The sequence below is a fragment of the Plantibacter sp. VKM Ac-2880 genome, assembly GCF_015351235.1.
In the GTDB taxonomy this organism is placed as follows: domain Bacteria; phylum Actinomycetota; class Actinomycetes; order Actinomycetales; family Microbacteriaceae; genus Plantibacter.
Genome location: NZ_JADKSJ010000001.1, coordinates 957,874 through 981,361 on the forward strand (window position 1 = coordinate 957,874; position 23,488 = coordinate 981,361).

The window sequence follows — 23,488 nt, forward strand, 5'->3', positions numbered from 1 at the left end:
CCGTCCATGACGACCACCACTGACGAAGCGGGTCGCAGGCAGCAGCCTGCGACCCCGACACCCCCGGCCGGTCCGTCCAGGACCGCCGGCGGGCGTCGGCGGCGCACCTTCACGGTGCGCCGCGGCTTCGGCCTCCTCGCGTTCCTCGCGCCGGCGTTCATCTTCGTTGCGATCTTCATCTACTACCCGATGATCGCCGGCTCCCAGATGGCGTTCCGCAACTGGAACCTCGCCAACCTCACGGACACGTCCTGGGTCGGTTTCGCGAACTTCCTGGCGGTGTTCGCCGACCCCGCGTTCGGCAAGGTCGTCGCGAACACCGTCCTCTGGGTGGTCGCCTCGATCGTCCCGCAGTTCGTCATCGGCTTCGGCATCGCGCTCTGGTTGCGCCGGAAGTTCCGCTTCCGTGGGCTCTACCAGGCGATGATCTTCTTCCCGTGGGCGATCTCCGGATTCCTCATCGGCATCCTGTTCCGCTGGATGTTCAACAGCGAGTTCGGTGTCATCAACGACCTCCTCCAGAAGGTCGGGCTCATCGACACCCCGATCCCGTGGCTCGCGGACCCGAACTCCGCGATGTTCGCCGTGATCGTGGCGAACGTCTGGTACGGCGTCACCTTCTTCGCGATCATGATCCTCGCCGCCCTGCAATCGGTGCCCGAGGACCTCTTCGAGGCCGCCGCGCTCGACGGTGCGGGGAAGGCGCGCATGCTCTTCCAGATCACGATCCCGTACATCCGGACGACGCTCGCCCTCACGGTACTGCTGCGGGTCATCTGGATCTTCAACTTCCCTGACATCATCTACGGCATGACGGGTGGCGGTCCGGCGAACCAGACGCACATCCTCACGACCTGGATGATCGCGACCACCCAGCGCGGTGACTACGGCCGGGCTTCCGCGATCGGACTCATCGTCGTTGCGATCCTGCTCGTCTTCACGGCGTTCTACCTCCTGTCCATTCGCGAGAAGAAGGTGAAGGCATGATCGACCAGGAGACCCGGACCGCGAAGGTCGTCAAGTTCCTCTTCCTCGGGCTGTGGCTCGTGATCACGGTGTTCCCGCTGTACTGGATCGTCGTGACCTCGTTCAAGAAGCCGGGGGCGATCTTCTCCTACCCGCTGACGTACTGGCCGGAGGTGTTCTCGATCGAGAACTACCTGGGCCTGTTCAGCAAGGCGCAGTTCGGCACCTACGTGCTGAACAGCCTCATCGTCGCGACGGTCGCGGCCGTCGTGGCGACCTTCATCTCGATGCTGTCGGCCTACGTGCTGGCCCGGTTCGAGTTCCGGAGCAAGGGAGCGATCCTCCTCGCGTTCCTCGCCACCCAGATGATCCCGTCGTTCATCGCGCTGGGGCCCCTGTACCTGCTGATGACGCAGTTGAAGCTCGTCGACAACCGGTTCGGGCTCATCCTCATCTACATCGCGGTGTGCATCCCGTTCTGCACCGTGATGCTGCGAGGGTTCTTCGAGAACATCCCGGACGCACTCGAGGAGGCGGCCATGATCGACGGCTGCTCGCGGTTCGGAGCCCTGTTCCGGGTGCTCGTCCCCGTGCTGAAGCCCGGCATCGTGGCGGCGTTCATCTTCAACTTCGTGAACTGTTGGAACGAGCTGTTCCTCTCGGTGACGCTCATCAACAGCGACGCGAACAAGACGATCCCGACGGCGCTCAACGGCTTCATCACGAGCTACAACATCGACTGGGGCTCCATGTCGGCGGCGGCCGTGCTCACGATCATCCCGACGATGGTCCTGTTCGCCTTCGCCAGCCGGTACATCGTGCAGGGCCTGACCTCGGGGGCGGTGAAGGGCTGACGCCTGAGCGAATCGAACCTGGACGCGAGCTGGTAGTTCGACTCTCTAGCGATCTCCAGGTGGATGATGAACCATGTTCGGTTCGAAGCAGACGACGAAGTCCCTCCGATACGCCCGCTACGGCGGCCCAGACGTGCTCGAGTTCGTCGAGTCGGAGATGCCGCATCCGCGATGGGGTGAGGTCGTCGTCGACGTCCTCGCGAGCGGGATCAACCACATCGAGGCCTTCGTCCGCGAGGGGAACCTTGCAGACACGGTCCCGATCGAGTTGCCGACCGGGCAGGGGAGCGACTTCGCCGGCCTGATCCGTGAGGTCGGCACGGGCGTCACCGGGTGGAAGCGCGGCGACGAGGTGATCGGCCACGCGGTCCGCGGGGCGCATGCCACGCAGGTCGTGGTCCCGGCGTCGTCGCTCGTCCGCAAGCCCAAGCGCGTGAGCTGGGAGGAGGCGGGCGGTCTCTACCTCGCCGGGCTCACCGCGCTCGAGACCCTCGACGGCCTGCACCTGAAGCGCGGTGACACGCTCGTGATCTCCGCTGCTGCCGGCGGTGTCGGGAACATCGAGGCGCAATTGGCGACCTTCGCGGGTGTGCGGGTGATCGGCACCTGCGGTGAACGGAATCATGACTTCCTCCGCGAACAGGGCGTGAAGCCGGTCGTCTACGGCGACGGGATGGCCGGTCGGATCCGGACCCTGGCTCCCAACGGCGTGACGGCGTTCATCGACAACTTCGGCCAGGACGGGCAGCAGCTCGCCGCCGAGCTCGGTGTCCCGGCGGAGAAGTACCGGTCGAGTGAGGACCGGAAGGCGATCGAGCTGGCGGCGCTCGAGCCCGACGAGGAGTTCGCCGCGCACGCCACGAAGCAACTCGAGCGGCTCGCGGAGTACGCGGCCGACCACGCCTTGAAGGTCGTCGTCTCGGCGTTCTACCCGTTCGACCTCATCATCGACGCCTTCGAGGACCTCGAGCGGCTGCACGCCCGCGGCAAGATCATCGTCGGCATGCGACCGGCGAACCCCGACCGCATCGTGAAGCAGCGCGACCTGCACGACGCGAGGCCCTAGCCTCGGTCGGCGTCCCGGTTGGTTGCCGTGAAGCCGGTCTCGGCTAGTTGAAGATGAAGCCGAGGACGGTAGCCCCTCCGCCGCCGAGGACGAGCGCGACGACGAGCACCCAGGCGACCAGCCGCTGACGGCGCTTGCGCTGCTCGCCCCACTCGGCCAGTTCCCGGTCTTCGCCACTGCTCATCACCCCAGCCTATCGGCGAGGTGGTTCACCCCGGCATCAGGCGGTGGCCGGGACGAGCGCTTTGACCGAGGTGGTCCTCACCCGGGCGACCGCGAAGGCCGTCGCGGCGAGTGACCCGAGGAGCCAGAGCACGAGGCCCACCACGCCGGCCGCCGCTCCCGTGTCGCCGATGGCGATCGCCTGCAGACCGCCGAGCGCTGGGGCGATCGGCAGGAAGGCGAGGAGCTGGTCCAGCACCTGGGGGACGGTCGCGATGATCCCGGTCGCCAGGCCGACGATCGCGACGATCATCGAGATGAACCGACCCGCACCGCCGAACAGGGCGTTGAGCGCCTGGTTCGCCGCGGCGAACGCGAGCCCGGCCAGCACGGCGATCCCGGCGTACGCGGTCCACCCCGCCGGGTCGAGGTCGAGCAGCGGCGCGGTGATCACGGCGACGAGGAGCCCCTGCAGCATCCCGATCGCACCCGCGGGCACGAAGGCGCCGAGCGCGAGTCGCAGCGAGGAGCGGGTGGAGCCGAACGCCCGCGTCGGCACCGGCCGGAGCACGAGGAAGCTCGCGAGGGCGCCGAGCCAGAGGGCGAGCACGGCGTAGAAGGGGGCGCTGTTCGTGCCGAACGACACGGTCGCCGAGTCCCCGGCGGACACCGGGTCGGCGACGACGTCGGCGAGGTTCTTCCGGTCGTCGCTCGTGTACGTCGGCAGGCTGTCGACGGCGCTCTGCAAGCCGGAGGAGAGGGAGGTGATCCCACCGGACAGGGTCCCGGCGCCCGACGCGAGCTGGCTCGACGCGTCGGCGAGCTGGGTGGTGCCCGTGGCCGTCTGGCCGGCGCCGTCGGCGAGCGCGGACGCACCCGTCTGCAGCTGCGCCGTCCCGGTGGCCGCCTGGGACGCACCGTCGGCGAGCCCGGCCGCACCGGCGGCGATCTGTGCCGCGGCCGTGTTGAGCTGGGCGATGCCGGCGACGAGGGCCGGCATCTTCGAGGAGAAGGTCGTCGCCCCGGCCGCCAGACCGGCGGCGCCGTCGGCTGCCTGGGCGGTGCGGTCGGCCAGCGACGCGGTCCCCGGGTAGTCCGTGGGCGCGCCGATCGGCCCGCCGGTCGCGACCGTGGTGGCGAGTCCACTCGCCTTCGCCACGTCAGCGCAGTAGATCGCGGACGCTCCAGATGCAGCGCAGTCGGCGGTGAGCGTGGCCAGCTGTGCGGCGACGGAGGCCGTGAGCTGCTCGGTGGCCTGGGCGCCGGCCGACAGCCCCGCCAGCCCGGACGACACCTCACCGGCACCACTCGCGAGTTCCGCCGCTCCAGCGACCAGCCCCGGGTTCTCGGTGCTGCCGTCGCCCTGCGCCCCGGCGTTCAACGTCGCGGCGCCACTGGCGAGCTGGCTCGCGCCGCCGCTCAGCTGGGTCGCGCCGGAGGACAGCTGCGTCGCGCCGTCGGCCAGCGCCCCCACCCCGTCGCTCAGCTGCGTCGCACCCGTCGACAGTTGCGTTGCTCCGGTGGCGAGCTGCGTGGTGCCGTTTGCGAGTTGCTGCGCGCCCTGCGCCAGGGAGAGTCCGCCGACGGAGAGCTGCTCAGCGCCGTCGGCGGCCGTACCGAGCTGGTCGTGGAGGGTGTTGAACCCCACGTAGACGTTCTCGAGGTAGCTGGTCGTGAGCTGGCGCCCGAGGAGCGAGGCGGCGGTCTGCGTGATGGTCTGGGAGATGGCGTCGTCGACGAGTTTGCTGCGGTCGCTCGTCGTGACGTCCAGGCGTGCCCGCTCGGCGTCGGCCGCGTCGCCCGAGAAGGAGGTCGCGGCCTTTGAGAAGTTCTCGGGAATCGTGACGACGGCGGTGTAGGACCCGTCGGCGAGTCCGGCTTTCGCGTCCGAGGCGTCGGTGATGACCCAGGTGTAGTTGGTCTCCTGGTCGCCGTCGACGAGCCCGGCGGACAGCTGTCGACCGAGTGGCACCGTCTGTCCGTCGACGGTGACCGGCTCGTCCTCGTTGACGATCGCCGCCGTGACCTGGCCGAGGCGCTCCGCCGGGTTCCACAGGGCCCAGACGAGGCCGCCGGCGATCACGAGGGGTACGAGGATGAGGCCGATGATGGAGACGACCGTGACGCCCTTGCCGGTGCGGGCCCGTTCGAGACGGTTCAGGATGGTGCTCATGCGTCGACCTTCGATTCAGCGCTGGTGGTGGGGGAGAGGGCGGCGTGATCGAGGTCGAGACGGTTCAGGATGGTACTCATGCGTCGACCTTCGATTCAGCGCTGGTGGTAGGGGAGGGGGCGGCGTGATCGAGGTCGAGCACCTCGGTCGCGCCGCTGGGCAGCACGTCCGACAGCGACGCGACGTCGTCGGTGCCGATGACGACCGTGAGTGGCCGGGCAGCCCGGGCTGCTGCCTGCTTCGCGACGAGGAGCCGCTCGTACAGGGCGCGCCTGGTGTCCGCGTCCGGCACGGTGTCGACACCGTCGAGGACGACGACCGCCGGACGCTCGGCGAGCGCCGAGGTGAGGGTGGCCACCGGTTCGCCGTGGTCGAGACGCACGTACGCGACGCGGGACCGGACGGCGCCGGCCCGGACGGGCAGGACCAGTCCGGCGACCTTGAGGCGGCCGCTGTCGGGCTCGAGTCGGCCTGCGAGCGTCAGGAGGAGCGCGGTGACGGAGACCGGTCGGGATCCCTGGACGGCGAGCACTTCACCGACGGACACCGTCGTCTCGACGTCGCGGTACAGTGCGCCGCGAGGGCCCGCGAGGGTGAGCCCGTCCGCGGCGATCGCCACGTCTGCCTCGCCGCGCCAGGCCCGCAGCTCGAGTTCCCGCTGCAGCCCCTCGCCCTCGACGTCGAAGGAGGGAAGGACCCTGTCGAGCCATCGCGGCAGATACCAGGCGCGGTCGCCGAGGAGGGCGAGCACCGCGGGGACGAGGGTCATCCGGACGATGAACGCGTCGACGAACACCCCGACGGCGAGCCCGAGCGCGATGGGTTTGATGTTCGTGTCGCCCTCCGGCACGAAGGCGGCGAACACGGCGAACATGATCACGGCGGCCGCGGTGACGACCTTGGCCGAGCCGAGGAAGCCGGTCTCCACGGATCGGCGCGCGAGCTTCGAGTGGACGAAGTCCTCGCGCATGCGGGAGACGAGGAAGACCTCGTAGTCCATCGCGAGCCCGAACAGCACGCCCATGAGGATGATCGGCATGAAGCTGATGACCGGCCCGGTCCGCGCGACGTGCAGCGCCTCGGCGAACACGCCGTGCTCGAACACGAGCGCGACGACCCCGAAGGAGGCCGCGACGGACAGGAGGTAGCCGAGCGTCGCCTTGACCGGCACCCAGATGGACCGGAACACCATCGTGAGCAGCACGAGGGAGAGGCCGACCACGATGAGGCCGAAGGGGAGGAGTGCGCCGCCGAGGCGGTCGGAGATATCGATGCCGATCGCCGTGAACCCAGTGACCTTGAGATCGACGTCGTACTCGTCGAGGAAGTACTGGTGCAGCCCGCGGATCTCGGCGACGAGGTCCTTGGTGGCCTGCGAATCGGGGCTGCCGCTCGGGATCACCTGGATGATGCCCGTGTCGGCCGTCGCGTTCGGGGTGGCGAGCGGGACGGCTGCGACACCGTCGAGTCCTTCGATCTCCTGCTTGAGGTCGGCCATGAGCCCGAGCGGGTCCGTGCTGCCGACGATGCTCCCCGTGACGACGAGGGGGCCGTTGAAGCCTTCGCCGAAGTGCTCGGAGACGAGGTCGTAGGTGATGCGGGCGCTGTCGCCCTCGGGGAGCGAGCCCGCGTCGGGGAGCGCGAGCCGGAGCGACAGGGCGGGGATGGCGAGGGCGCCGAGCACGGCCACGACGGCGACGATCGTGACGATGGGCAGGCGGGTGACGCCGCGGACCCAGCCGAGGAAGAAGCGGTTGGGACGCGCTTCGGCCGGCTCGGGGGCCGGCTCGTGCCCTTCGACAAGCTCAGGGACCGCGTGGTGCGGCTCAGGGACCGCGTGGTGCGGCTCAGGGACCGGTTGCTGCTGCTCAGGGGCCGGGGCGTGCCGCTTGGCGCGCTTCACCTTCGGCCGGAGCCGTTCGCCGGCGAAGCCCAGCATCGCGGGGATGAGGGTGAGTGAGATGACGACCGCGATCGCGACGCCGACCGCCGCTGCCACGCCCATCGTGGTGAGGAAAGGGATGTTCGCGACGGCCAGGCCGAGCAGCGCGATGATGACGGTGAGGCCGGCGAAGATCACGGCGGAACCGGCCGTGGCGGTGGCGCGGGCGGTCGCCTCCTCCGGATCGAGACCGGTGCGCAGGCCGTCCTGGTGCCTCGAGATGATGAAGAGGGCGTAGTCGATCCCGACGGCGAGGCCGAGCATGAGCGCGAGCATCGGCGTGGTGGAGGAGATCGGTCCGAAGACCGTCGCCACGAAGATGAGCGCCATCGAGATGCCGACCCCGAGCAGCGCGGTGATGAGGGGCATGCCGGCCGCGAGGAAGGAGCCGAAGGTGAGGACGAGCACGACGAGGGCGACGACGACACCGATGAGCTCGATGATGCTCAGCGTGGGCAGGCTGTTGCTGAACAACTGCCCGCCGAGCGACGACTGTGCGCCCGTCGGCAGGCTGTCGGCGAGGTCCGCCTCCGCTCGCTCGAGGCCGGCGACGGTCTTCGCGGTGATGTCCGACTGGGCGCTGTCGAACTGGATCGAGATGAGGGCGGCCCGCTGGTCGTCGGAGACGGCGCCGGTGATGTTCTCGTCGAACGGCGACACCGCCTGCTCGACCTGGTCGATGCGGCCGAGCGAGGTGACGGCGTCGTCGATGGCGGACCGGACAGCGGCGTCCTCGACGGTGTCGCCTGCGGGTGCGACGACGACGATCTGGGCGGACGCGCCGCTGACCTGCGGGAAGGTGTGCTCGAGCGAGTCGAGCGCCTCCTGCGACTGGGTGCCGGGGATGGAGAAGGCGTTGTCGGTGCCCTGGTTGAGGAGCAGTGCGCCGGCGCCGGCGAGCGCGAGCACGGCGATCCAGAGGATCAGCACGAGCTTCCGGGCGCGGAAGGCCCAGCGGCCGAGGGTGTACAGCAGTGAGGACACGCGTCGCTCCTAGCGAGGCCGGTGCGCTGCGAGCAGTCGGACCGGCCGACGGGTTCGGACAGATTCGATACAGCGGTGTATCCGATACATGACTGTATTCGATACACTCGTGTATCGGCAAGGGGCCGGAACTGCTGTCAGTAAGGTGTCAGGATGCACGTGCGCGAAGGAGTCGAGTCCCCGAACGACGAGGCGCCGGTCGAATCGGCTCGCCGGCAACGGACCCGCGAGCGGCTCGTCGACGCCGCCTACGAGGTGTTCGCCGAACTCGGGGTGCATGCGGCTTCGGTCGAGCAGATCAGTGAGCGCGCCGGGTTCACCCGGGGTGCCTTCTACTCGAACTTCGACTCGAAGGAGGAGCTCTTCTTCGCGCTCGAGTCGCGCGAGAACCAGCTCCGGCTCGACCGCCTGGAGGCCGGACTGCAGACCGTCAGCCCGTCGCTCCTCGACGCGGCGGGTCGGTACACCGAGGGATCGCTCGAAGCCCTGATCCGCGCATTCCTCGAACTCCAGCCGGACGACCGCCGCTGGTGCCTCGTGCAGTCGGAGTTCCGGATGCTGGCGATGCGCGACGCCGACGTCGCCGCCCGGTATCTCCAGCATCAGGAGAGCGCGGGCCGGCAGCTCGCTGCGTGGCTCGACCAGGCGGCCGGGCTGGCGCACGTCAGGTTCACGATCCCGACGCCGGACATCGCGAACATCGTCGTCGCCCTCTACGAGTCGGCGATCCAGACGGCGGTCCTCATGGACCCGGACGGCGACGAGGGCTCGCCGCGCGAACTCGCCATGCGCACGCTCCCGGCCATCGTCCGTGCCCTCACCGAGGCGGTCGACGACTGACGGTGGTTCCGCGTGTCCGGGCCCGCTCCGGTGTCGCCGTGAGCGGGCCCGAGACGGCTGCGTCGGGTTCCGGGTCCCTCGGCCGGCTCAGCCGCTGAGGGCCGAGGTCGGCGGGGTCCTGGCTGCGCGGATCGCCGGGTAGAGGCCGGCGATCGCCCCGATCGCCAGGGTGGCGCCGACGCCCGCGAGCAGCACCTCCGGCGGCACAGCGGTCGGCCAGTCGTTCATCGCCGCAACGACACTCGTCACCGCCGTTCCGAGGCCGGCGCCCGCGACCCCACCGAGGGCGGAGAGCAGCAGTGCTTCGGTCAGGAACTGCGACCGGATGTGGCCGCGCGTGGCACCGAGCGCCCGACGCAGGCCGATCTCACGGCGGCGTTCGAGCACCGAGATCACCATCGTGTTCGCCACCCCGATGCCCCCGACGAGCAGCGCCACCGAACCGAGTCCGAGGAGCAGCCCGGTGAAGGCCTGATCGGCGGCCTGCTTGGCGGCGAGGGCGTCCGACGGCCTGGAGACCTCGACCTCCTCGGGCGCCGCAGGGTTCACCGTGCGGGGGAGGAGGTCGCGGACGGCCTCGACGCGCTCGTCGGTGGACCGTTCGTACACCGTGGTCGGTTCGCCCTCGTACCCGAAGCGTTCGGTGGCGACGTTCTCGCCGACCATGGCCGCGGTGTCGAGTTCCGGTGCGAGGTCGAGTGGATCCAGGATGCCCACCACCGTGACGTACTGGTCGCCGAGCTGGACCATCGACCCGACCGTCGTGATGCCGAGACGTTCGGCGGCCTTGGACCCCAGGACGACGGCGGGATAGCTGCCCGTCGCCCGGTTCAGCCAGTCGCCGGTGGCGAGCGTCCCGCCGACGACGTCGAGGAGACCCTCCGACACCGCGGCCGCCCAGAGTCCGCCGCTCGACGCCCGGTCGATGAGGCTGCTGCGATAGACGAGCACGCCGTCGAGCGCTGCTGCCGAGCCGGCCTGTTCGACGCCGTCGATCAGTCCCACCTTGCCGACGGTGTTCGCGGGCAGGGTCGCCGCCTCGCCGAACAGGTTCTGGCCCGGTTCGACGGTCAGCAGATTCGTCCCGAGGGCCGAGAGCTGCGCCTGCAGTTTCGCCTGACTGGACGAGGAGATCCCGACGACCGCGATCATCGCCGCGATGCCGATCGCGATCCCCAGCGCGGACAGGACCGCACGCGTCGGCCGTGCCCGGAGACCCGTCGTCCCGAGCCGGAGGATGTCGCGACCGAGGAGCCGTGACCGGCGGTCGTGGTCGGGGTCCATGCGGGGCCCGTTCATGCGGCCCGCCCCGAATCGCTCACGACGTGACCGTCACGGATCGCCACCTGTCGGGGGAGTCGGGCTGCGAGTTCGGCGTCGTGCGTGATGACGACGACCGTCGTCCCCGCTTCGTGCAGTTCGTGCAGGAGATCGACGATGCTCGCCCCGGACACGGAGTCCAGATTGCCGGTGGGCTCGTCTGCGAGGAGGAGCGGCGGGTCGCCGACCACGGCGCGCGCGATCGCGACCCGCTGCCGCTCACCGCCAGACAGTTGCGTGGGGCGGTGGCCGAGACGGTGTCCGAGGCCGACCCGTTCGAGGGCGACGACCGCTCGTCGTCGGCGCTCGGCCCGGGGGACTCCGGCGTAGATGAGGCCGTCGGCGACGTTGTCGACCGTAGTCGAGCCGTCGGCGAGATGGAACTGCTGGAACACGAAGCCGATGCGGTAGGCACGGAGGGCCGAGAGCTTCGCATCCGAGAGGCGCCCGACGTCCGAGCCTGCGATCCGGGCGGTCCCGCTGGTGGGACGGTCGAGCGTTCCGATGAGGTTGAGCATCGTCGACTTCCCGGAGCCGCTCGGCCCGACGATCGCGACGAACTCGCCCTCCTCGACCGCCAGGTCGACACCGGCGAGCGCGAGGGTGGGTGGCTCTCCGTACTCGCGGGTGACTCCCTCGAGGTGGATGATCGGTGGTCTGGCCGTCCGCGCCGGTGTGGCGGACGATGCCGTCAGCAGGTCGCTCATGACACCGGCACCACGACGTCGAGGCCCTCGCGGACACCGTCGCCCGAGACCTCGACCCGCCCGTCGGCGAACAGCCCCGTGGTGACGGGGACCTGGCGGTGCTTGCCCTTCCCGTCGACGACCTCGACGCCGAAGGTCGTGTCGTCGATGGCGATGAGCGCTTCGACCGGCACCGAGAGGACGTTCTCGCGTCGTTCCGTGGGGAAGCCGACCGTGACGGTCGCACGTTGGAGGTCCGCGGCCGCCGCCGGGTCGTCCAGGGTGACACCGACGGGGATCGTGACCTTCTTCTGCCCGTCCGCGTCCGATTCGGTCGGGACGCCGACCTCGCTCACCGTGCCCGTCGTGCGCTGGCCGCCGGGGAGGTTCACGTCGACCTTCGTCCCGACGACGCCGAGACGCTGATCCGCGAGCTTCAACGGGACGTCGATGCGCTTGATCAGCGACGACACGGTGACGACGTTCTCCGAGGCGGCGGCGCCGACCGCTGCGTCCACCGAGGCGATCCGCACGTCGCCCGGCATGAACACGACCGAGCCGAGCTCCAGTCGTCCCGTCTCCTGTACGCCGAGGGCCTCCTGCCAACGCTCGATGGCACGCGCGGTGGACGCGGCGAACTCGTCGTCCGGTTCGCGGTCGAAGTACCCGAGCGCCGCGAGGCTCATCTCGAGTTGCCGGACGTCCGGTCCGTCGCTCATGCCCGATTCGAACGCACGCCAGGCGGGGAGTGGTCCGTGGAGGAGCGTGACCGGGACGTTGTCGAGGGCGTAGAGGGTGCCGCCGAGCGACACCGTGCTGCCGGGGGTGGGGACCGTGGTGACGATACCGGCTCCGCCGCCGATGGTCCGCTGATCGGCGTAGTCGAGGGTGCCGGTCGCCTGGGTCGTGCCGGCGAGGTCGCCTGCCGTGATCGGCGCGGTGCCGGTGCGGACGGTGTCCGACGGCTCCTCCTGACCGGTGGCTTCGGCCGAGGACAGGGCGGCGATGCTCGCGACGGCGCCGCCCGAGATCAGGACGGCGCCGACGCAGAGGGCTGCGATGATCCGAGGACGGATGCTCATCGGTCGGTCGAACCGAGCGAGCTGCCGTTGCTCAGCTCGAGGCCGCAGGCGTCGAGCACGTCTTCGGGGATGTCACTCGGGATGTTCATCGCCTCACCCTTGACCGGGTCGGGGACGTCGATGCCGTGCTCTCGGAAGCACTCGGCCATCGTGAGCTGATCGTCGAACCGGTCCGAGACGGGTACGTCGCCGCTCGACGGCGCGGGCGGGGCCCCGAGCTTGTCGGTGCACGTCTTGGACGCGGCCGTGAAGGCTTCCGGGTCGGCGTCGCCGAGGCTGATGGCGGCACCTGAGCCGTCCTTGCCGGGGTCGGGCAGGTCCACCCCCTCGTCGCGCATGCAGGAGGCGAAGGCGACCTGCCAGTCCTCGAAGCTCTGGACGGTCGACGGTGTCTTGGAAGGAGACTCGGATGCCGGTGAGCCTGATGCGCAGGCGGCGAGCGATCCGACGAGGAACGGGACGGCCAGCAAGGCCGCGATCCGGGCCGCGGGGCGGCGGGTGGTGGTGGTGTTCAGGGACATGGTCGCTCCTTCGTTGCGTGCTGACTGGTGACGACCAGTCCACTCGGCGACGCGTTGCCTGGGCGTCAAGGAAAACGTTGACGTTCTCGGAACGTCGCGCAGCGCACGATGAGTAACCGACATTCGGGGGATGCCCGATCGGTGTCCGTACGCTCGCCGGGTCGCCCATCCACCCGCCTATCCGCCCCATCGAAAGGAACCTCATGCGCGTCTTGATCGCCGAGGACGAGGTTTACCTGGCCGAAGCGATCCGTGCGGGCCTCCGGCAGGCCGCGATCGCCGCCGACGTCGTGCTCGACGGTGATGCCGCGCTCGAAGCGCTCACGATCACCGACTACGACGTCATCCTCCTCGATCGCGACCTGCCGGGCACCCATGGTGACGACGTCTGCCGCACGGTCGTCGCCGAACACCCCGAGGTCCGCGTCATGATGCTCACCGCGGCCCGCCGACTCGACGACACCGTCTCCGGACTGGGGCTCGGCGCCGACGACTACCTGGCGAAGCCGTTCGAGTTCCCCGAGCTCATCGCGCGGCTGCGAGCCCTGGCGCGCCGCACCTCGGAGTCCCGCCCGCCGGTGCTCGAGCGCGCCGGTGTCCGGCTCGACCCGTTCCGACGGGAGGTCTTCCGTGACGGCACCTACGTGAAGCTGTCGCGTAAGGAGTTCGCCGTCCTGGAGCAACTGCTGCTCGCCGACGGCGGTGTGGTGAGCGCAGAGACGCTCCTCGAGAAGGCGTGGGACGAGAACGTCGACCCCTTCACGAACACCATCCGCGTGACGATCTCGAACCTCCGCCGTCGCCTCGGCCGACCGTGGGTGATCACGACGGTTCCCGGTGTCGGGTACCGGATCGAGGGTGACTGATGCCCCGCACCGCCGCCGCGGACCGGGTCACCCGACCCAGCCGCCTGACCGTCCGCCTCCGCCTGACGCTCACCTACGCGGCGCTGTTCACGATCGCCGGGTCCGTCATGCTCGTCCTCATCTACACCTTCATGCGGTACGTCCCGACCTACGCGATCACCTCGATCCGCGCGACGGCGGGCACCGGTAGCGCGACGCGTCTCGAGTCGGCGACACCGACCGACGGTCCTGGTGACGCCGCCACCTACCGACCGGCGGAGGGACTGACCTCGGCCGATGGTGGCGCTGCCCTCGTCGTCTCCGATCAGGGCGACATCCTGAACACCCTGCTCGTCTGGTCGCTCATCGTCCTCATCGTTCTGGCCGGGGTCAGCGCCTGGGCCGGATGGATCCTGGCCGGTCGACTCCTCCGCCCACTGCAGGAGATCAACCGGGCGGCGCAGCGCGCGGCCGCCGGCTCGCTCGACCACCGGGTCGCACTCGCGGGACCCCGCGACGAGATCACCGACCTCTCCGACACCGTCGACCACATGCTGGAGCGGCTCGAGCGGTCGTTCCAGGCCCACCAGCGGTTCGCCGCGAACGCCTCGCACGAGTTGCGGACGCCGCTCGCAACGACGCAGGCGATGCTCGACGTCGCCGCACAGGACGAGCACCTCGGCGAGGCGACGTTCCGTGACCTCGTCGCCCGCCTGCGCGACACGAACACGCGCAGCATCCGGACCGTGGAGGCCATCCTCGACCTCGCCGACCTCGGACACGCCGAACTCGGGGCCGCGGAGGTCGGGCTCGACGAGATCGTCGCGGACGCCGTCGCCGCGGTGTCTGCGGCCGCAGTGGCCCGTGGTCTCCGGTGCACCACCGATCTCGAGGAGTGCTCCGTCCTGGGCGACGCCGGGATGCTGCAGCATCTGTGCGGAAACCTCGTCCAGAACGCCGTCCGACACAATGTCGACGGCGGGTTCGTGCACGTGTCACTGGCCCGCGCGGGCACACCGGCGGGCGCCGTGGTGCTCCGGGTCGAGAACTCCGGCGCGCACCTCCCGGCCGAGGTCGTCGCGCGGCTCACGGAGCCGTTCTACCGCGTCGGCGGCCGTGTCGTGGGCGGCGCCGAGCGGTCACGGGGACTCGGACTCGCCATCGTGGAGAGCATCGTCGAGGTCCACGGCGCGGAGCTGCGCCTCGCCGCCCGGCCTTCGGGCGGCCTCGTCGTCACCGTCACGTTCCCGGCACGCGGTGCCGACGCTGCCGTCGGGTCGGCTGGTCAGCGGGCGGGCACGACCCGTTCACCGCGCGCCCACACGAAGAAGCCGGCGAGCGTGAACGCGCCGTAGAACAGGTACATGGACGCCGACACCCAGTATCCGGCCCCGAACAGGAGCGGCACCCCGACGATGTCCACCGCCACCCAGATGAGCCAGAACTCGACCCAGCGCTTCGCCATGCCCCAGGTGGCGAGCAGGGAACCCATGAAGATCCAGGCGTCGGCCCAGACCGGTTCGTAGGAGCCGAGCGCCCGGAACAGTGGCGTCAGGAGGAGTGTCCCGCCCACCAGCAGGGCGACGAGCACGAGGCGGACTCGCGTACCGGCCCATCGTGGCCTGATGACCGACACCGGACCGGTCGCCGTCTCGACGTGCTCGTTGCGCCGCCACTGCACCCAGCCGTAGACCGAGACGACGATGAACATGAGCTGTCGGCCGGCTTGGCCGAGGAGGTTCGTCGGGTTCGGCGTGTGGAACACGGCACCGAGGAAGACGGTCAACAGCAGGGCGTTCCCGATGATCCCGACGGGCCAGGCCCAGGCTCGGCGACGCATACCGCCGAGGGCGCTCGCCAGGCCGAACAGGTTGCCGACGACCTCACGCCAGAGGACCACCTGGTCGCCGATCGTGAAGGTCGCGTCGAAGAGCCAGAGGAGGAATCCCACTGCTGTGCTCCGTTCCGACGACCCGCGGCCACGCGGCCGACGGTCCACCGTACAACGAGCGGAGCCGCCTCCCCGATCGGGAAGCGGCTCCGTGACGGTGTGAGGCGGTCAGCTCCCGGCGGGGACGCCGCCGCCGGCCGCGACGACCTGCTCGAGGAAGGCGTCGGTGGCCTTCGCCTGGGTGCGCATGACCCGCTCGGCGTCCTCGGCACTCCGCGCCTCGGCGGCGTCGACGAGGCCGGCGACGTACGCGGCGAAGATGTCCCACTGGAAGAACTCGATCGTGGGCAGCGCGGTGTACGTCACCCGCGTGTTCATCTGGCGGGCGACCTGCTGCAGCAGGGAGTTGCCGGAGCGCTCGACCATGAAGTCGGCGAAGTCGGCGGAGGACCGGAGGACGTGCTTGTCGCGGGCCTCGATGTCGGCCAGGACGGCATCGCCGAGCGAACGGAACGTCTCGACGTCCTCATCCGTGAAATGCGGGATGCTCCAGCGGGCGCTGAGCTCGTGGAACCCGTTGAGGAGTCGCAGCGCCTCCGCGTACTGCTCCAAGGTCGGCTTGGCGACCCGCGTGTACCGCTGTGGGGCGGTCTCGACGAGTCCGATGTCGGCCAGCTTGCTGATGGCCTCGCGGATCGGGGTGCGGGACACCCCCAACCACTTCTCGAGTTCCTCGTCGTTCAGGCGTTCCCCTGGCTCGAGCGTGCCGTCCTCGATGGCGGTCAACAGCTGGTCGAACACGATGTCGCGGAGCAGCTTCCGAGGGCTCGACTCGACGGTCTTGGGCACGGGCATGGGTCTCCGATCGTCGAGCTGGGATGTGGTCAGTTCAGGATACCGATATCCGAGGTGTGTTGGACAGTTTCACGCCTCATGTGTAGTGAATCATCCGGAAAACGTCGACATCTGTACAGATATGTGACGCATGTTCCCCTCGAGGACGAGCCTGCCACTCCTGCCCCGGTACTCGTTCTCGCTTCGTCGCAATCCAGCCTGAGTGGTCGTCCGGGCACGTCGACCCGGTGCGGCCCACGCCGTCGGCACCGCTCCTCTCGGCCCGAGGCTGAGCTGTTGCTATCCTGGCGCCCACGGATGCTCCCCCGGCATCGCGGGAAGGCGGGAACCATGTCGGTCGCAGGTTCGGACGCGGGCGGGGTGCGTCCTCGACGGATCCACCTGTTCCAGACGCTCGGTGCGCTCCTCGGCGGGGTGACGCGTGTCACTGTCCCGACACTCGACGACGCCGAACGCGCTTCGCTGGTCGCCGAGATGGATGCGGTCGTGCAGGTGATCGGCCAGGCCGACCCCGTCGCCTACGCCGAACGCTCCTGGCTTCTCATGGACCACCTCGTGGCCTGCTGCCCGAACCGCATCCTCGTCACTACCGCCCGCGACGCCCTCGCGCTCCTGTCACCGCAGCTGTCGGTTACCGCCGAGACCGAATGGCTGGACTGGGCCGAGCTGGGCGTCGACTTCCCGATCCTTCGTGGTGCCGTCGCCGAAGGTGACGCGATCGCGGCCGAACTGGCCGTCGAGCGCCTGTTCGGCATGGCTGCTTCTCCTGCATGACGCATGATTCGGACGCATTCCAACATCTGATATGCTGATGGAGTCGCTTGCGACCACACCCACGGAGACGCCGGCCCGGACATTCGGGTTCCCGGCCTGAGCGCCCGTGGGTGAGTCGGGTGGGTGGGTTTCGGGTATCCGCCCACCCGACGGAACAGCCCCCGCGCCTTCGGGCGCGGGGGCTGCATCACGGCTTCGGATCAGCCGGTGGTGATCAGCCGATGACCGGCCCGAAGCGCTGCGGCAGGACGCTCTTCGACACCTGGCGCAGCTCGGACACCGTCATGGTCAGGACGTCCTGGATCTCGAGGGCGGGCTCGGTCGCCTCGCCCACGGCGGAAGCGTCGGTCACGCCGATGCGGAGCACGGGGTACCCGCGACCCTCGCACAGCCCCTGGAACTTGACGTCGTCCTCGCGCGGAACGGAGACGAGCACGCGGCCCGTGGACTCCGAGAAGAGCGCCGTGGTGAGGTCGACGCCGTCGCGGCTGAGCACCTCGCCCAGGAAGACGCGCGCGCCCACGCCGAAGCGCATGACGCTCTCGGCCAGCGCCTGAGCGAGACCACCATCGGAGAGGTCGTGCGCGGAGGACACGAGGCCCTCCTTCGCCGCGGCGTGCAGCAGCTCGGCCAGCGTCTTCTCGCCAGCGAGGTCGACCTTCGGCGGGTGACCGCCGAGGTGGTCGTGGATCGTGCCGGCCCAGGCGGAACCGTCGAGTTCGAGTGCCGTGGTGCCGAGCAGGTAGAGGTTGTCGCCCTCGTCCTGCCAGCCGCTCGGGATACGGCGCGCGACGTCGTCGATCACGCCGAGCACGCCGACGACGGGCGTCGGGAAGATCGGGACGTCGCCCGTCTGGTTGTAGAACGACACGTTGCCGCCCGTGACGGGCACGCCGAGTTCGAGGCAGGCGTCCGACAGGCCGGCGACAGCCTCGGAGAACTGCCACATGACCTCGGGGTTCTCCGGTGAACCGAAGTTCAGGCAGTCGGTGACGGCTGCGGGCACCGCGCCGGTGACGGCGACGTTGCGGTACGCCTCCGCGAGGGCGAGCTGCGCGCCCTGGCGGGGGTCGAGCTGGCAGTAGCGGCCGTTGGCGTCGGTCGCGATCGCGAAGCCGAGACCGGACTCCTCGTCGACACGGATCATGCCGCCGTCGTCGGGGAAGGAGAGCGCCGTGTTGCCCATGACGTAGTAGTCGTACTGGTTGGTGATCCAGCTCTTGTCGGCCAGGTTCGCAGAGCCGAGGAGGGCGCGGAACTGCTGCTCGAGCTCGGCCGGAGCATCGGTGCGGGGGAGTCTCGCCGCCGAGTCCGCCTGCAGGGCGTCGATCCACGTGGGGTACGCGACCGGACGCTCGTAGACCGGGCCGTCGACCGCGACCGTCGAGGGGTCGACGTTGACGATCTCCTCGCCGTGCCAGTTGATGACGAGGCGGCCGGTGTCGGTGACCTCGCCGAGCACGGAGGTCTCGACGTCCCACTTGTCGGTGACGGCGAGGAAGGCGTCGAGCTTGCCCGGCTCGACGACGGCCATCATGCGCTCCTGCGACTCCGACATGAGGATCTCCTCGGGCGTGAGCGAGGGATCGCGGAGGAGGACGTGCGAGAGCTCGACGAACATGCCGCCGTCGCCGTTGGCCGCGAGCTCACTCGTGGCGCAGGAGATCCCGGCGGCGCCGAGGTCCTGGATGCCCTCGACGAGGCTGTCGCGGTACAGCTCGAGACAGCACTCGATGAGCACCTTCTCAGCGAACGGGTCGCCGACCTGGACGGCCGGTCGCTTCGTCGGGCCGTTGGCGTCGAAGGAGTCAGACGCGAGGATGGAGGCGCCGCCGATGCCGTCGCCACCGGTGCGGGCTCCGAACAGGACGATCTTGTTGCCGACGCCCGAGGCGTTGGCGAGGCGGAGGTCCTCGTGACGCAGGACGCCGACCGACAGGGCGTTGACGAGCGGGTTGCCCTGGTACACCTTGTCGAAGTAGGTCTCGCCGCCGATGTTCGGCAGGCCGAGGCAGTTGCCGTAGGAGGAGATGCCGGCGGTGACGCCGTGCACGACGCGCGCCGTGTCGGGGTGGTCGATGTCGCCGAAGCGGAGCTGGTCCATGATCGCGACCGGACGTGCACCCATCGAGATGATGTCGCGGACGATGCCGCCGACGCCCGTCGCCGCGCCCTGGAAGGGCTCGATGTAGGAGGGGTGGTTGTGGCTCTCCACCTTGAAGGTGACGGCCCAGCCCTCACCGACGTCGATGACGCCCGCGTTCTCGCCCATGCCGACCATGAGGTTCTTCTTCATGTCGTCCGTGACCTTCTGCCCGAACTGACGCAGGTAGATCTTGCTGGACTTGTACGAGCAGTGCTCGCTCCACATGACGGAGTACATCGCGAGTTCGCCACTCGTGGGGCGCCGGCCGAGGATCTCGCGGATCTTCGCGTACTCGTCGGCCTTCAGACCGAGCGCGCCGTACGGCTGCTCGCGATCCGGGGTCGCGATCGCGTTCTCGACGGTGTCGGCGACGGCGGAGCTGGTGGGGGTGGTGGTCGTCACGAGGGCAGGACTCCAAAGGAAGAGGGGGGATGCCGGACCCACCAATCTTAGCGGCGCGCGGTGACGAACAGATCCTCGGATGGGCGTCGGAGGTCGAGGCCGATTCGTCACGGTGTGGTGCTGGATTCGGGGTCGCTTCACGAGCTTCGAGATGGACCGTGACGAACGGCGTGATGGCTGCGTCCTATCACCAACGAAGCGATCAACCGCTCGCTCGAGACGAACCAGGAAGGGCAACACCATGTCGAACACCACCTCCTCCCCGAAGCCCACCGTCACGAAGGGTGTCGTCGGTGAGAACAACGCGGCGACCCAGGCGAACACCTACGGCAAGACGGTGATCGACAACGGTGTGGTCGCGAAGATCGCCGGCATCGCCGCCCGCGAGGTCCGCGGCGTGCACGCCCTCGGTGGCGGTGCAGCCCGCGCCTTCGGTGCCATCCGCGACGCCATCGGCTCCTCCGACCTGTCGCAGGGCATCCGCGTCGAGGTCGGCGAGACCCAGGTCGCCGTCGACGTCGTGATCGTCGCCGACTACCCGGTCGACCTGCAGGCCGTCGCCGGCGAGGTCCGCGCTTCGATCATCCGCGCGATCGAGCAGTTCGTCGGCATGGAGGTCACCGAGGTCAACGTGACCGTCAGTGACGTCTTCATCCCGTCCGAGGACGAGGACCAGGACGCTGAGGCGCGAGTCCAGTGACCGCGACCAACACCGGCATCCTGATCGGCGCCGTCCTCGCCCTCAGCTGGGTGGCCTTCGGGTTCTGGGCGTTCGTGTTCGTCGCGGTCGCGATGGGGATCGGTGCCCTCGTGGCCCGCATCGTCACCGGCCAGACCGATCTGAACGCGATCGTCGACGCCGTCCGCGGGAAGCGCGTCTCGTCATGACCACCGCCGTCCTCGACCGCGGGGTCACCCCGGTCGCCGAAGCGCCCGTCGTGCACCCGCACGGCGGGCCGGGCCGGACGCGGATCACCGCGAAGGCCCTCGAGCACGTCGCCGTCAACATCGCGGCCGAATCGCTCGGGGTCCCGGCGGGACGCGTGAAGGTCGACCTCGCCGACGACCGGGGCGCGCTCGCGCTCATCGTCACCTCACCGATGAGCGCGATCCCGTTGGCGCGCGTCTCGGCCACTCCCGAGGCGTTCCAGCGTTCAGGGGGTTCCATCGTCGAGCGGGTCTCAGCCGCCACCACGGCCATCGCCGCCCGCGTCGAACAGTTGTCCGGCTCGCACGTCTCCCGGGTCTCCATCCGCGTGAGCGGACTGGAGATCGACCAGGAAGGACGGATCTCATGACCGCCACCGCAGCCACGACCCCGGCCGCCGGCCCGACGAAGGTGCTCCGCCGCCTAGCTCGCCGCGAACTGCACTCGCCGCGTTCCACGGCCGCGATCCTCCTCGCCGTCCTCCTCGTGCTCGTCGCGCTCTGGATCGCCGTCGAGACGGTCCTCGCCCTCATCGGCGTCCGCCCGCTCCTCGTCGCTCCGGGCGAGATCCCGAACGCTGCCGCGAGTCTGCCGACCACGCAGCCCGTCATCCTCGGCGTCGCGGGTGCGCTCGTGCTCCTCCTCGGCGTGCTCCTCCTCGGGATCGCCCTCGGACCCGGGCGTCGACACCGTCACCTCTTGTCGACCGGTCGCGTCCTCGCGGTCGTCGACGACGAGGTCATCGCCTCCGCCCTCGCACAGCGCGCCTCGACGGCGGCCGGCACGCACCCGGACGGCACCTCGGTGGCGGTCGGGCGACGGTCCGCGGCGATCCGCATCACCCCGGCCAGCGGTCTGCCCGTCGACCGCTCGGAGGTCGACCGCGCCGTCGCAGCAGACCTCGACGCGTTCGGGCTGCAGCCGTCGCTCCGGGCGACCACCTCCATCTCGTCGAACGGGAAGGTCGGACAGTGAACTCCACCAACCGCGGACTCAACCGCCTGTTCATCCTGATCATCGGACTCGTCCTGGTCGTCCTCGGGGCTGCGGCGCTCGCGGCCGTCACCGTGCCCGTCGTCGCCGACTGGTGGCGCGACAACCGGGGTGCCGTGCTCGACACGATCGACGGCTGGTTCGCCTGGAACCCGTTCGTGGCGGTGCCGGGCACGGACGCCGGTCGGACGGCCTCGATCATCGTCCCGATCGCCGGGATCGTGCTGCTCGTGATCGTCGCCGCCCTGCTCATCTCGTTCGTCCTGCGCCAGGGCCGTGGCCGGTCCGGTGTCGTGCACCGCGCGACCGTGGAGCACGGCGACATCGTGCTCGAGACCGACGTCGCGGCCAACGCCCTCGGCGATGCGCTCGACGACACCGAGGCGTTCTCGGCCGTCCGCGTCTCCGCTTGGGACGTGAACCGGGCGCAGGCGCTCAAGGTCGCGGTGACCTGCCGGCGCGGCGTCTCGCCCCGGACGGCGGTGGAGACCGTCAGCTCGGCCGTCGAATCGCTCGACCGCCTCCTCGGCGTCGAACTCCCCGTCCTCGTCGAGGTCGGTGGCGGCTTCCGAGCCGCCAAACCGAAACGCGTCCTGCAGTGATCGTCACTGCTCCGGACGCGGCGGTGCAATTGCAAGCCCCCGTCCGAATCGGGCGATCCGCAGCAGGGAATCGCAGAATGCAGTGAGCACCACCGCCACTGTCGAACGCCCCACGGCGCATCCGTGGGAGAGGGAGCAACACCATGGGTAAGAAGATCCTCCTCATCATCGTCGGCCTCATCGCCTTCGGCGCCTACACGCTCGGCGCGAAGGCCGGGCGTACGCGGTACCGCGAGATCAAGCACGCCGCTGAAGAGTTCTGGAACGACCCGCGCGTCGAGAAGGCGCGCAAGCAGGCCGTGAAGAAGGCGAAGAAGGCCACGGCGAAGGCGCAGAAGGAAGTCCAGAAGAAGCTCCACTGAGCGGAGCTCCACTGAGTCGAGCAGGCCCCGGGTCATCCGCCCCGTCGGCCCGTCACCGCGAGAACGCCGTTCGCCCGCCTGGACTCAGGTGGGCGAACGGCGTTCTCGCGTCGGTGCGGTGCAGATCAGCCGGCGAGCGGACGGAGCCCCTCGACCAGCGGCGTCGTCGGGCTACCGATCAGGCGGCTGAGGTCGCCGCTCGTGTCACCGAGCAGGCCGTCGCGGGTGTTGCCGTCGAGCGCGACCACGAATCCTGCGGTGCCCTCGTCGAGACCGGCGGCCAGCAGCGCCTTCGTGTGGTCCTCGGGGGAGAGGTCCTGGTACACGACCTCACGGCCGATGACCTCGCCGATCGCCTGGGCCAACTCGGGCTGGGACCAGGCGACGTCACCGGAGAGCTCGTACACGGCGCCCTCGTGGCCGTCGGTCGTGAGGACCACCGCCGCTGCTTCGGCGTAGTCGGTGCGCGAAGCGCTCGACACCAGCCCGTCGCCGACGCTCCCGACGAAGGATCCGGTCGCCTTGGCCTGGTCGACGGCCTGGCCGTAGTTCTCCGTGTACCAACCGTTGCGCAGGATGGTGAACGGGACGCCGGAAGCGCGGATGAGTTCCTCGGTCGCTTTGTGCTCCGGCGCGAGGATGAGGGGCGAGGTGTCGGCCTTCGAGGCACTCGTGTAGACGATGCGGGCGACGTCGGCGCGCTTAGCTGCGTCGATGACGTTGGCGTGCTGGGCGACGCGCTGACCGACCTCGCTGCTGGAGACGAGCAGGACGGTGTCGCCGGCCTCGAGGGCGGCGTCGAGGGTCGCCGGGTCGGCGAAGTCGACCTTCGCGGTGCGCACACCCTGTGCGGCGAGGTCGGCGAGGGCCTCGGTGCGGCGGCCGGTGGCGACGATGGAGGCGGGATCGGTTCCACGGGCGAGCAGGTGCTCGACGACGAGGTGGCCGAGGTGGCCGGTGGCTCCGGTGACGACGAGAGACATGATGGTCCTTTCGTTGGGGTTCGCTGAGGAGGAACCCGCTCGCCATCACATTACTTCCCGATCTGCAGTACCCACTTTCAGGTAAGCTACTGTCCTCGACGTAAGGAATGT

24 protein-coding genes are annotated in these 23,488 nt (G+C 69.6%); 13 read left to right on the top strand and 11 right to left on the bottom strand.

What is annotated here, in order from left to right:
- Positions 1–6: 6 nt before the first annotated feature.
- The 3 genes from ITJ57_RS04725 (at position 7) to ITJ57_RS04735 (ending at position 2,886) form a co-directional block, all read left to right on the top strand.
- Positions 7–987, top strand: a complete 981-nt coding sequence (locus tag ITJ57_RS04725; RefSeq protein WP_194669072.1) for a carbohydrate ABC transporter permease — start codon at positions 7–9, stop codon at positions 985–987.
- Positions 984–1,820 carry a carbohydrate ABC transporter permease gene (locus ITJ57_RS04730; RefSeq protein ID WP_056008838.1) on the top strand — a complete coding sequence of 279 codons (837 nt, stop codon included), beginning with the start codon at positions 984–986 and terminating at the stop codon, positions 1,818–1,820. The genes ITJ57_RS04725 and ITJ57_RS04730 overlap by 4 nt, the downstream gene beginning before the upstream one ends.
- A 73-nt stretch (positions 1,821–1,893) precedes the next feature.
- Positions 1,894–2,886: an NADP-dependent oxidoreductase gene (locus ITJ57_RS04735; RefSeq protein WP_194669073.1), complete on the top strand. Its 993-nt coding sequence runs from the start codon at positions 1,894–1,896 to the stop codon at positions 2,884–2,886.
- 43 nt (positions 2,887–2,929) lie between these two features.
- Here ITJ57_RS04735 and ITJ57_RS04740 read toward each other — a convergent pair whose 3' ends face one another.
- From ITJ57_RS04740 to ITJ57_RS04750, 3 genes are all read right to left on the bottom strand, one after another.
- Positions 2,930–3,070: a hypothetical protein gene (locus ITJ57_RS04740; RefSeq protein WP_194669074.1), complete on the bottom strand. Its 141-nt coding sequence runs from the start codon at positions 3,068–3,070 to the stop codon at positions 2,930–2,932.
- A gap of 36 nt (positions 3,071–3,106) precedes the next feature.
- On the bottom strand, positions 3,107–5,221 hold the full coding sequence (locus ITJ57_RS04745) for a YhgE/Pip domain-containing protein (RefSeq protein WP_194669075.1): 2,115 nt from the start codon (positions 5,219–5,221) through the stop codon (positions 3,107–3,109).
- 76 nt (positions 5,222–5,297) lie between these two features.
- Positions 5,298–8,147 carry an MMPL family transporter gene (locus tag ITJ57_RS04750; RefSeq protein WP_194669076.1) on the bottom strand — a complete coding sequence of 950 codons (2,850 nt, stop codon included), beginning with the start codon at positions 8,145–8,147 and terminating at the stop codon, positions 5,298–5,300.
- A gap of 159 nt (positions 8,148–8,306) precedes the next feature.
- Between ITJ57_RS04750 and ITJ57_RS04755 the strand changes: the two genes are divergently transcribed.
- A complete protein-coding gene (locus ITJ57_RS04755) occupies positions 8,307–8,987 on the top strand; it encodes a TetR/AcrR family transcriptional regulator (RefSeq protein ID WP_194669077.1) in 681 nt (226 codons plus the stop codon).
- Positions 8,988–9,074: 87 nt separating this feature from the next.
- Here the strand turns inward: ITJ57_RS04755 and ITJ57_RS04760 are convergent, their stop codons facing one another.
- Genes ITJ57_RS04760 through ITJ57_RS04775 form a run of 4 tightly spaced genes read right to left on the bottom strand, consistent with a single transcriptional unit; the run spans position 9,075 to position 12,596 of the window.
- The gene (locus tag ITJ57_RS04760; RefSeq protein WP_228506491.1) at positions 9,075–10,286 is read right to left on the bottom strand and encodes an ABC transporter permease; all 1,212 of its coding nucleotides are present in this window, start codon (positions 10,284–10,286) and stop codon (positions 9,075–9,077) included.
- Positions 10,283–11,014, bottom strand: coding sequence for an ABC transporter ATP-binding protein (locus tag ITJ57_RS04765; protein ID WP_194669078.1), 732 nt, complete (start codon positions 11,012–11,014; stop codon positions 10,283–10,285). Before ITJ57_RS04765 ends, ITJ57_RS04760 begins: the two co-directional genes overlap by 4 nt.
- Entirely contained in the window at positions 11,011–12,075 is a 1,065-nt protein-coding gene (locus tag ITJ57_RS04770) for a peptidoglycan-binding protein (RefSeq protein WP_194669079.1), read from the bottom strand. Before ITJ57_RS04770 ends, ITJ57_RS04765 begins: the two co-directional genes overlap by 4 nt.
- Entirely contained in the window at positions 12,072–12,596 is a 525-nt protein-coding gene (locus tag ITJ57_RS04775; protein ID WP_194669080.1) for a hypothetical protein, read from the bottom strand. Before ITJ57_RS04775 ends, ITJ57_RS04770 begins: the two co-directional genes overlap by 4 nt.
- 203 nt (positions 12,597–12,799) lie before the next feature.
- On the opposite strand from ITJ57_RS04775, the gene ITJ57_RS04780 reads away from it, so the two are divergent.
- Positions 12,800–13,462 (top strand): response regulator transcription factor, encoded by a 663-nt coding sequence (locus ITJ57_RS04780; RefSeq protein ID WP_194669081.1) that lies wholly within the window; start codon positions 12,800–12,802, stop codon positions 13,460–13,462.
- Positions 13,462–14,796: a cell wall metabolism sensor histidine kinase WalK gene (locus ITJ57_RS04785; RefSeq protein WP_194669082.1), complete on the top strand. Its 1,335-nt coding sequence runs from the start codon at positions 13,462–13,464 to the stop codon at positions 14,794–14,796. The genes ITJ57_RS04780 and ITJ57_RS04785 overlap by 1 nt, the downstream gene beginning before the upstream one ends.
- Here ITJ57_RS04785 and pnuC read toward each other — a convergent pair.
- Positions 14,727–15,392 carry a nicotinamide riboside transporter PnuC gene (gene pnuC, locus ITJ57_RS04790; protein ID WP_194669083.1) on the bottom strand — a complete coding sequence of 222 codons (666 nt, stop codon included), beginning with the start codon at positions 15,390–15,392 and terminating at the stop codon, positions 14,727–14,729. The two genes, ITJ57_RS04785 and pnuC, sit on opposite strands and share 70 nt — an antisense overlap.
- Positions 15,393–15,500: 108 nt before the next feature.
- Positions 15,501–16,187: a GntR family transcriptional regulator gene (locus tag ITJ57_RS04795; protein WP_194669084.1), complete on the bottom strand. Its 687-nt coding sequence runs from the start codon at positions 16,185–16,187 to the stop codon at positions 15,501–15,503.
- A 330-nt stretch (positions 16,188–16,517) separates the two neighbouring features.
- Here ITJ57_RS04795 and ITJ57_RS04800 point away from each other — a divergent pair, with 330 nt between their 5' ends.
- Positions 16,518–16,961, top strand: coding sequence for an FCD domain-containing protein (locus tag ITJ57_RS04800; protein ID WP_194669085.1), 444 nt, complete (start codon positions 16,518–16,520; stop codon positions 16,959–16,961).
- 214 nt (positions 16,962–17,175) lie between these two features.
- Here the strand turns inward: ITJ57_RS04800 and purL are convergent, their stop codons facing one another.
- Positions 17,176–19,509 (bottom strand): phosphoribosylformylglycinamidine synthase subunit PurL, encoded by a 2,334-nt coding sequence (gene purL / locus ITJ57_RS04805; RefSeq protein ID WP_194669086.1) that lies wholly within the window; start codon positions 19,507–19,509, stop codon positions 17,176–17,178.
- Positions 19,510–19,750: 241 nt separating this feature from the next.
- On the opposite strand from purL, the gene ITJ57_RS04810 reads away from it, so the two are divergent.
- The 6 genes from ITJ57_RS04810 to ITJ57_RS04835 all read left to right on the top strand — a co-directional run bounded on the left by ITJ57_RS04810 (position 19,751) and on the right by ITJ57_RS04835 (position 22,394).
- The gene (locus ITJ57_RS04810) at positions 19,751–20,209 is read left to right on the top strand and encodes an Asp23/Gls24 family envelope stress response protein (protein ID WP_056008793.1); all 459 of its coding nucleotides are present in this window, start codon (positions 19,751–19,753) and stop codon (positions 20,207–20,209) included.
- The gene (locus tag ITJ57_RS04815) at positions 20,206–20,397 is read left to right on the top strand and encodes a DUF2273 domain-containing protein (protein WP_056008790.1); all 192 of its coding nucleotides are present in this window, start codon (positions 20,206–20,208) and stop codon (positions 20,395–20,397) included. Before ITJ57_RS04810 ends, ITJ57_RS04815 begins: the two co-directional genes overlap by 4 nt.
- Entirely contained in the window at positions 20,394–20,807 is a 414-nt protein-coding gene (locus ITJ57_RS04820) for a hypothetical protein (RefSeq protein ID WP_194669087.1), read from the top strand. The genes ITJ57_RS04815 and ITJ57_RS04820 overlap by 4 nt, the downstream gene beginning before the upstream one ends.
- Positions 20,804–21,412 (top strand): DUF6286 domain-containing protein, encoded by a 609-nt coding sequence (locus ITJ57_RS04825; RefSeq protein WP_194669088.1) that lies wholly within the window; start codon positions 20,804–20,806, stop codon positions 21,410–21,412. The genes ITJ57_RS04820 and ITJ57_RS04825 overlap by 4 nt, the downstream gene beginning before the upstream one ends.
- Entirely contained in the window at positions 21,409–22,032 is a 624-nt protein-coding gene (locus ITJ57_RS04830) for a hypothetical protein (RefSeq protein WP_194669089.1), read from the top strand. Before ITJ57_RS04825 ends, ITJ57_RS04830 begins: the two co-directional genes overlap by 4 nt.
- Positions 22,033–22,175: 143 nt before the next feature.
- Positions 22,176–22,394: a hypothetical protein gene (locus ITJ57_RS04835; RefSeq protein ID WP_194669090.1), complete on the top strand. Its 219-nt coding sequence runs from the start codon at positions 22,176–22,178 to the stop codon at positions 22,392–22,394.
- A gap of 125 nt (positions 22,395–22,519) precedes the next feature.
- Here the strand turns inward: ITJ57_RS04835 and ITJ57_RS04840 are convergent, their stop codons facing one another.
- Complete coding sequence (locus tag ITJ57_RS04840; protein ID WP_194669091.1) at positions 22,520–23,377, bottom strand: SDR family oxidoreductase; 858 nt, start codon at positions 23,375–23,377, stop codon at positions 22,520–22,522.
- Positions 23,378–23,488 lie beyond the last annotated feature (111 nt).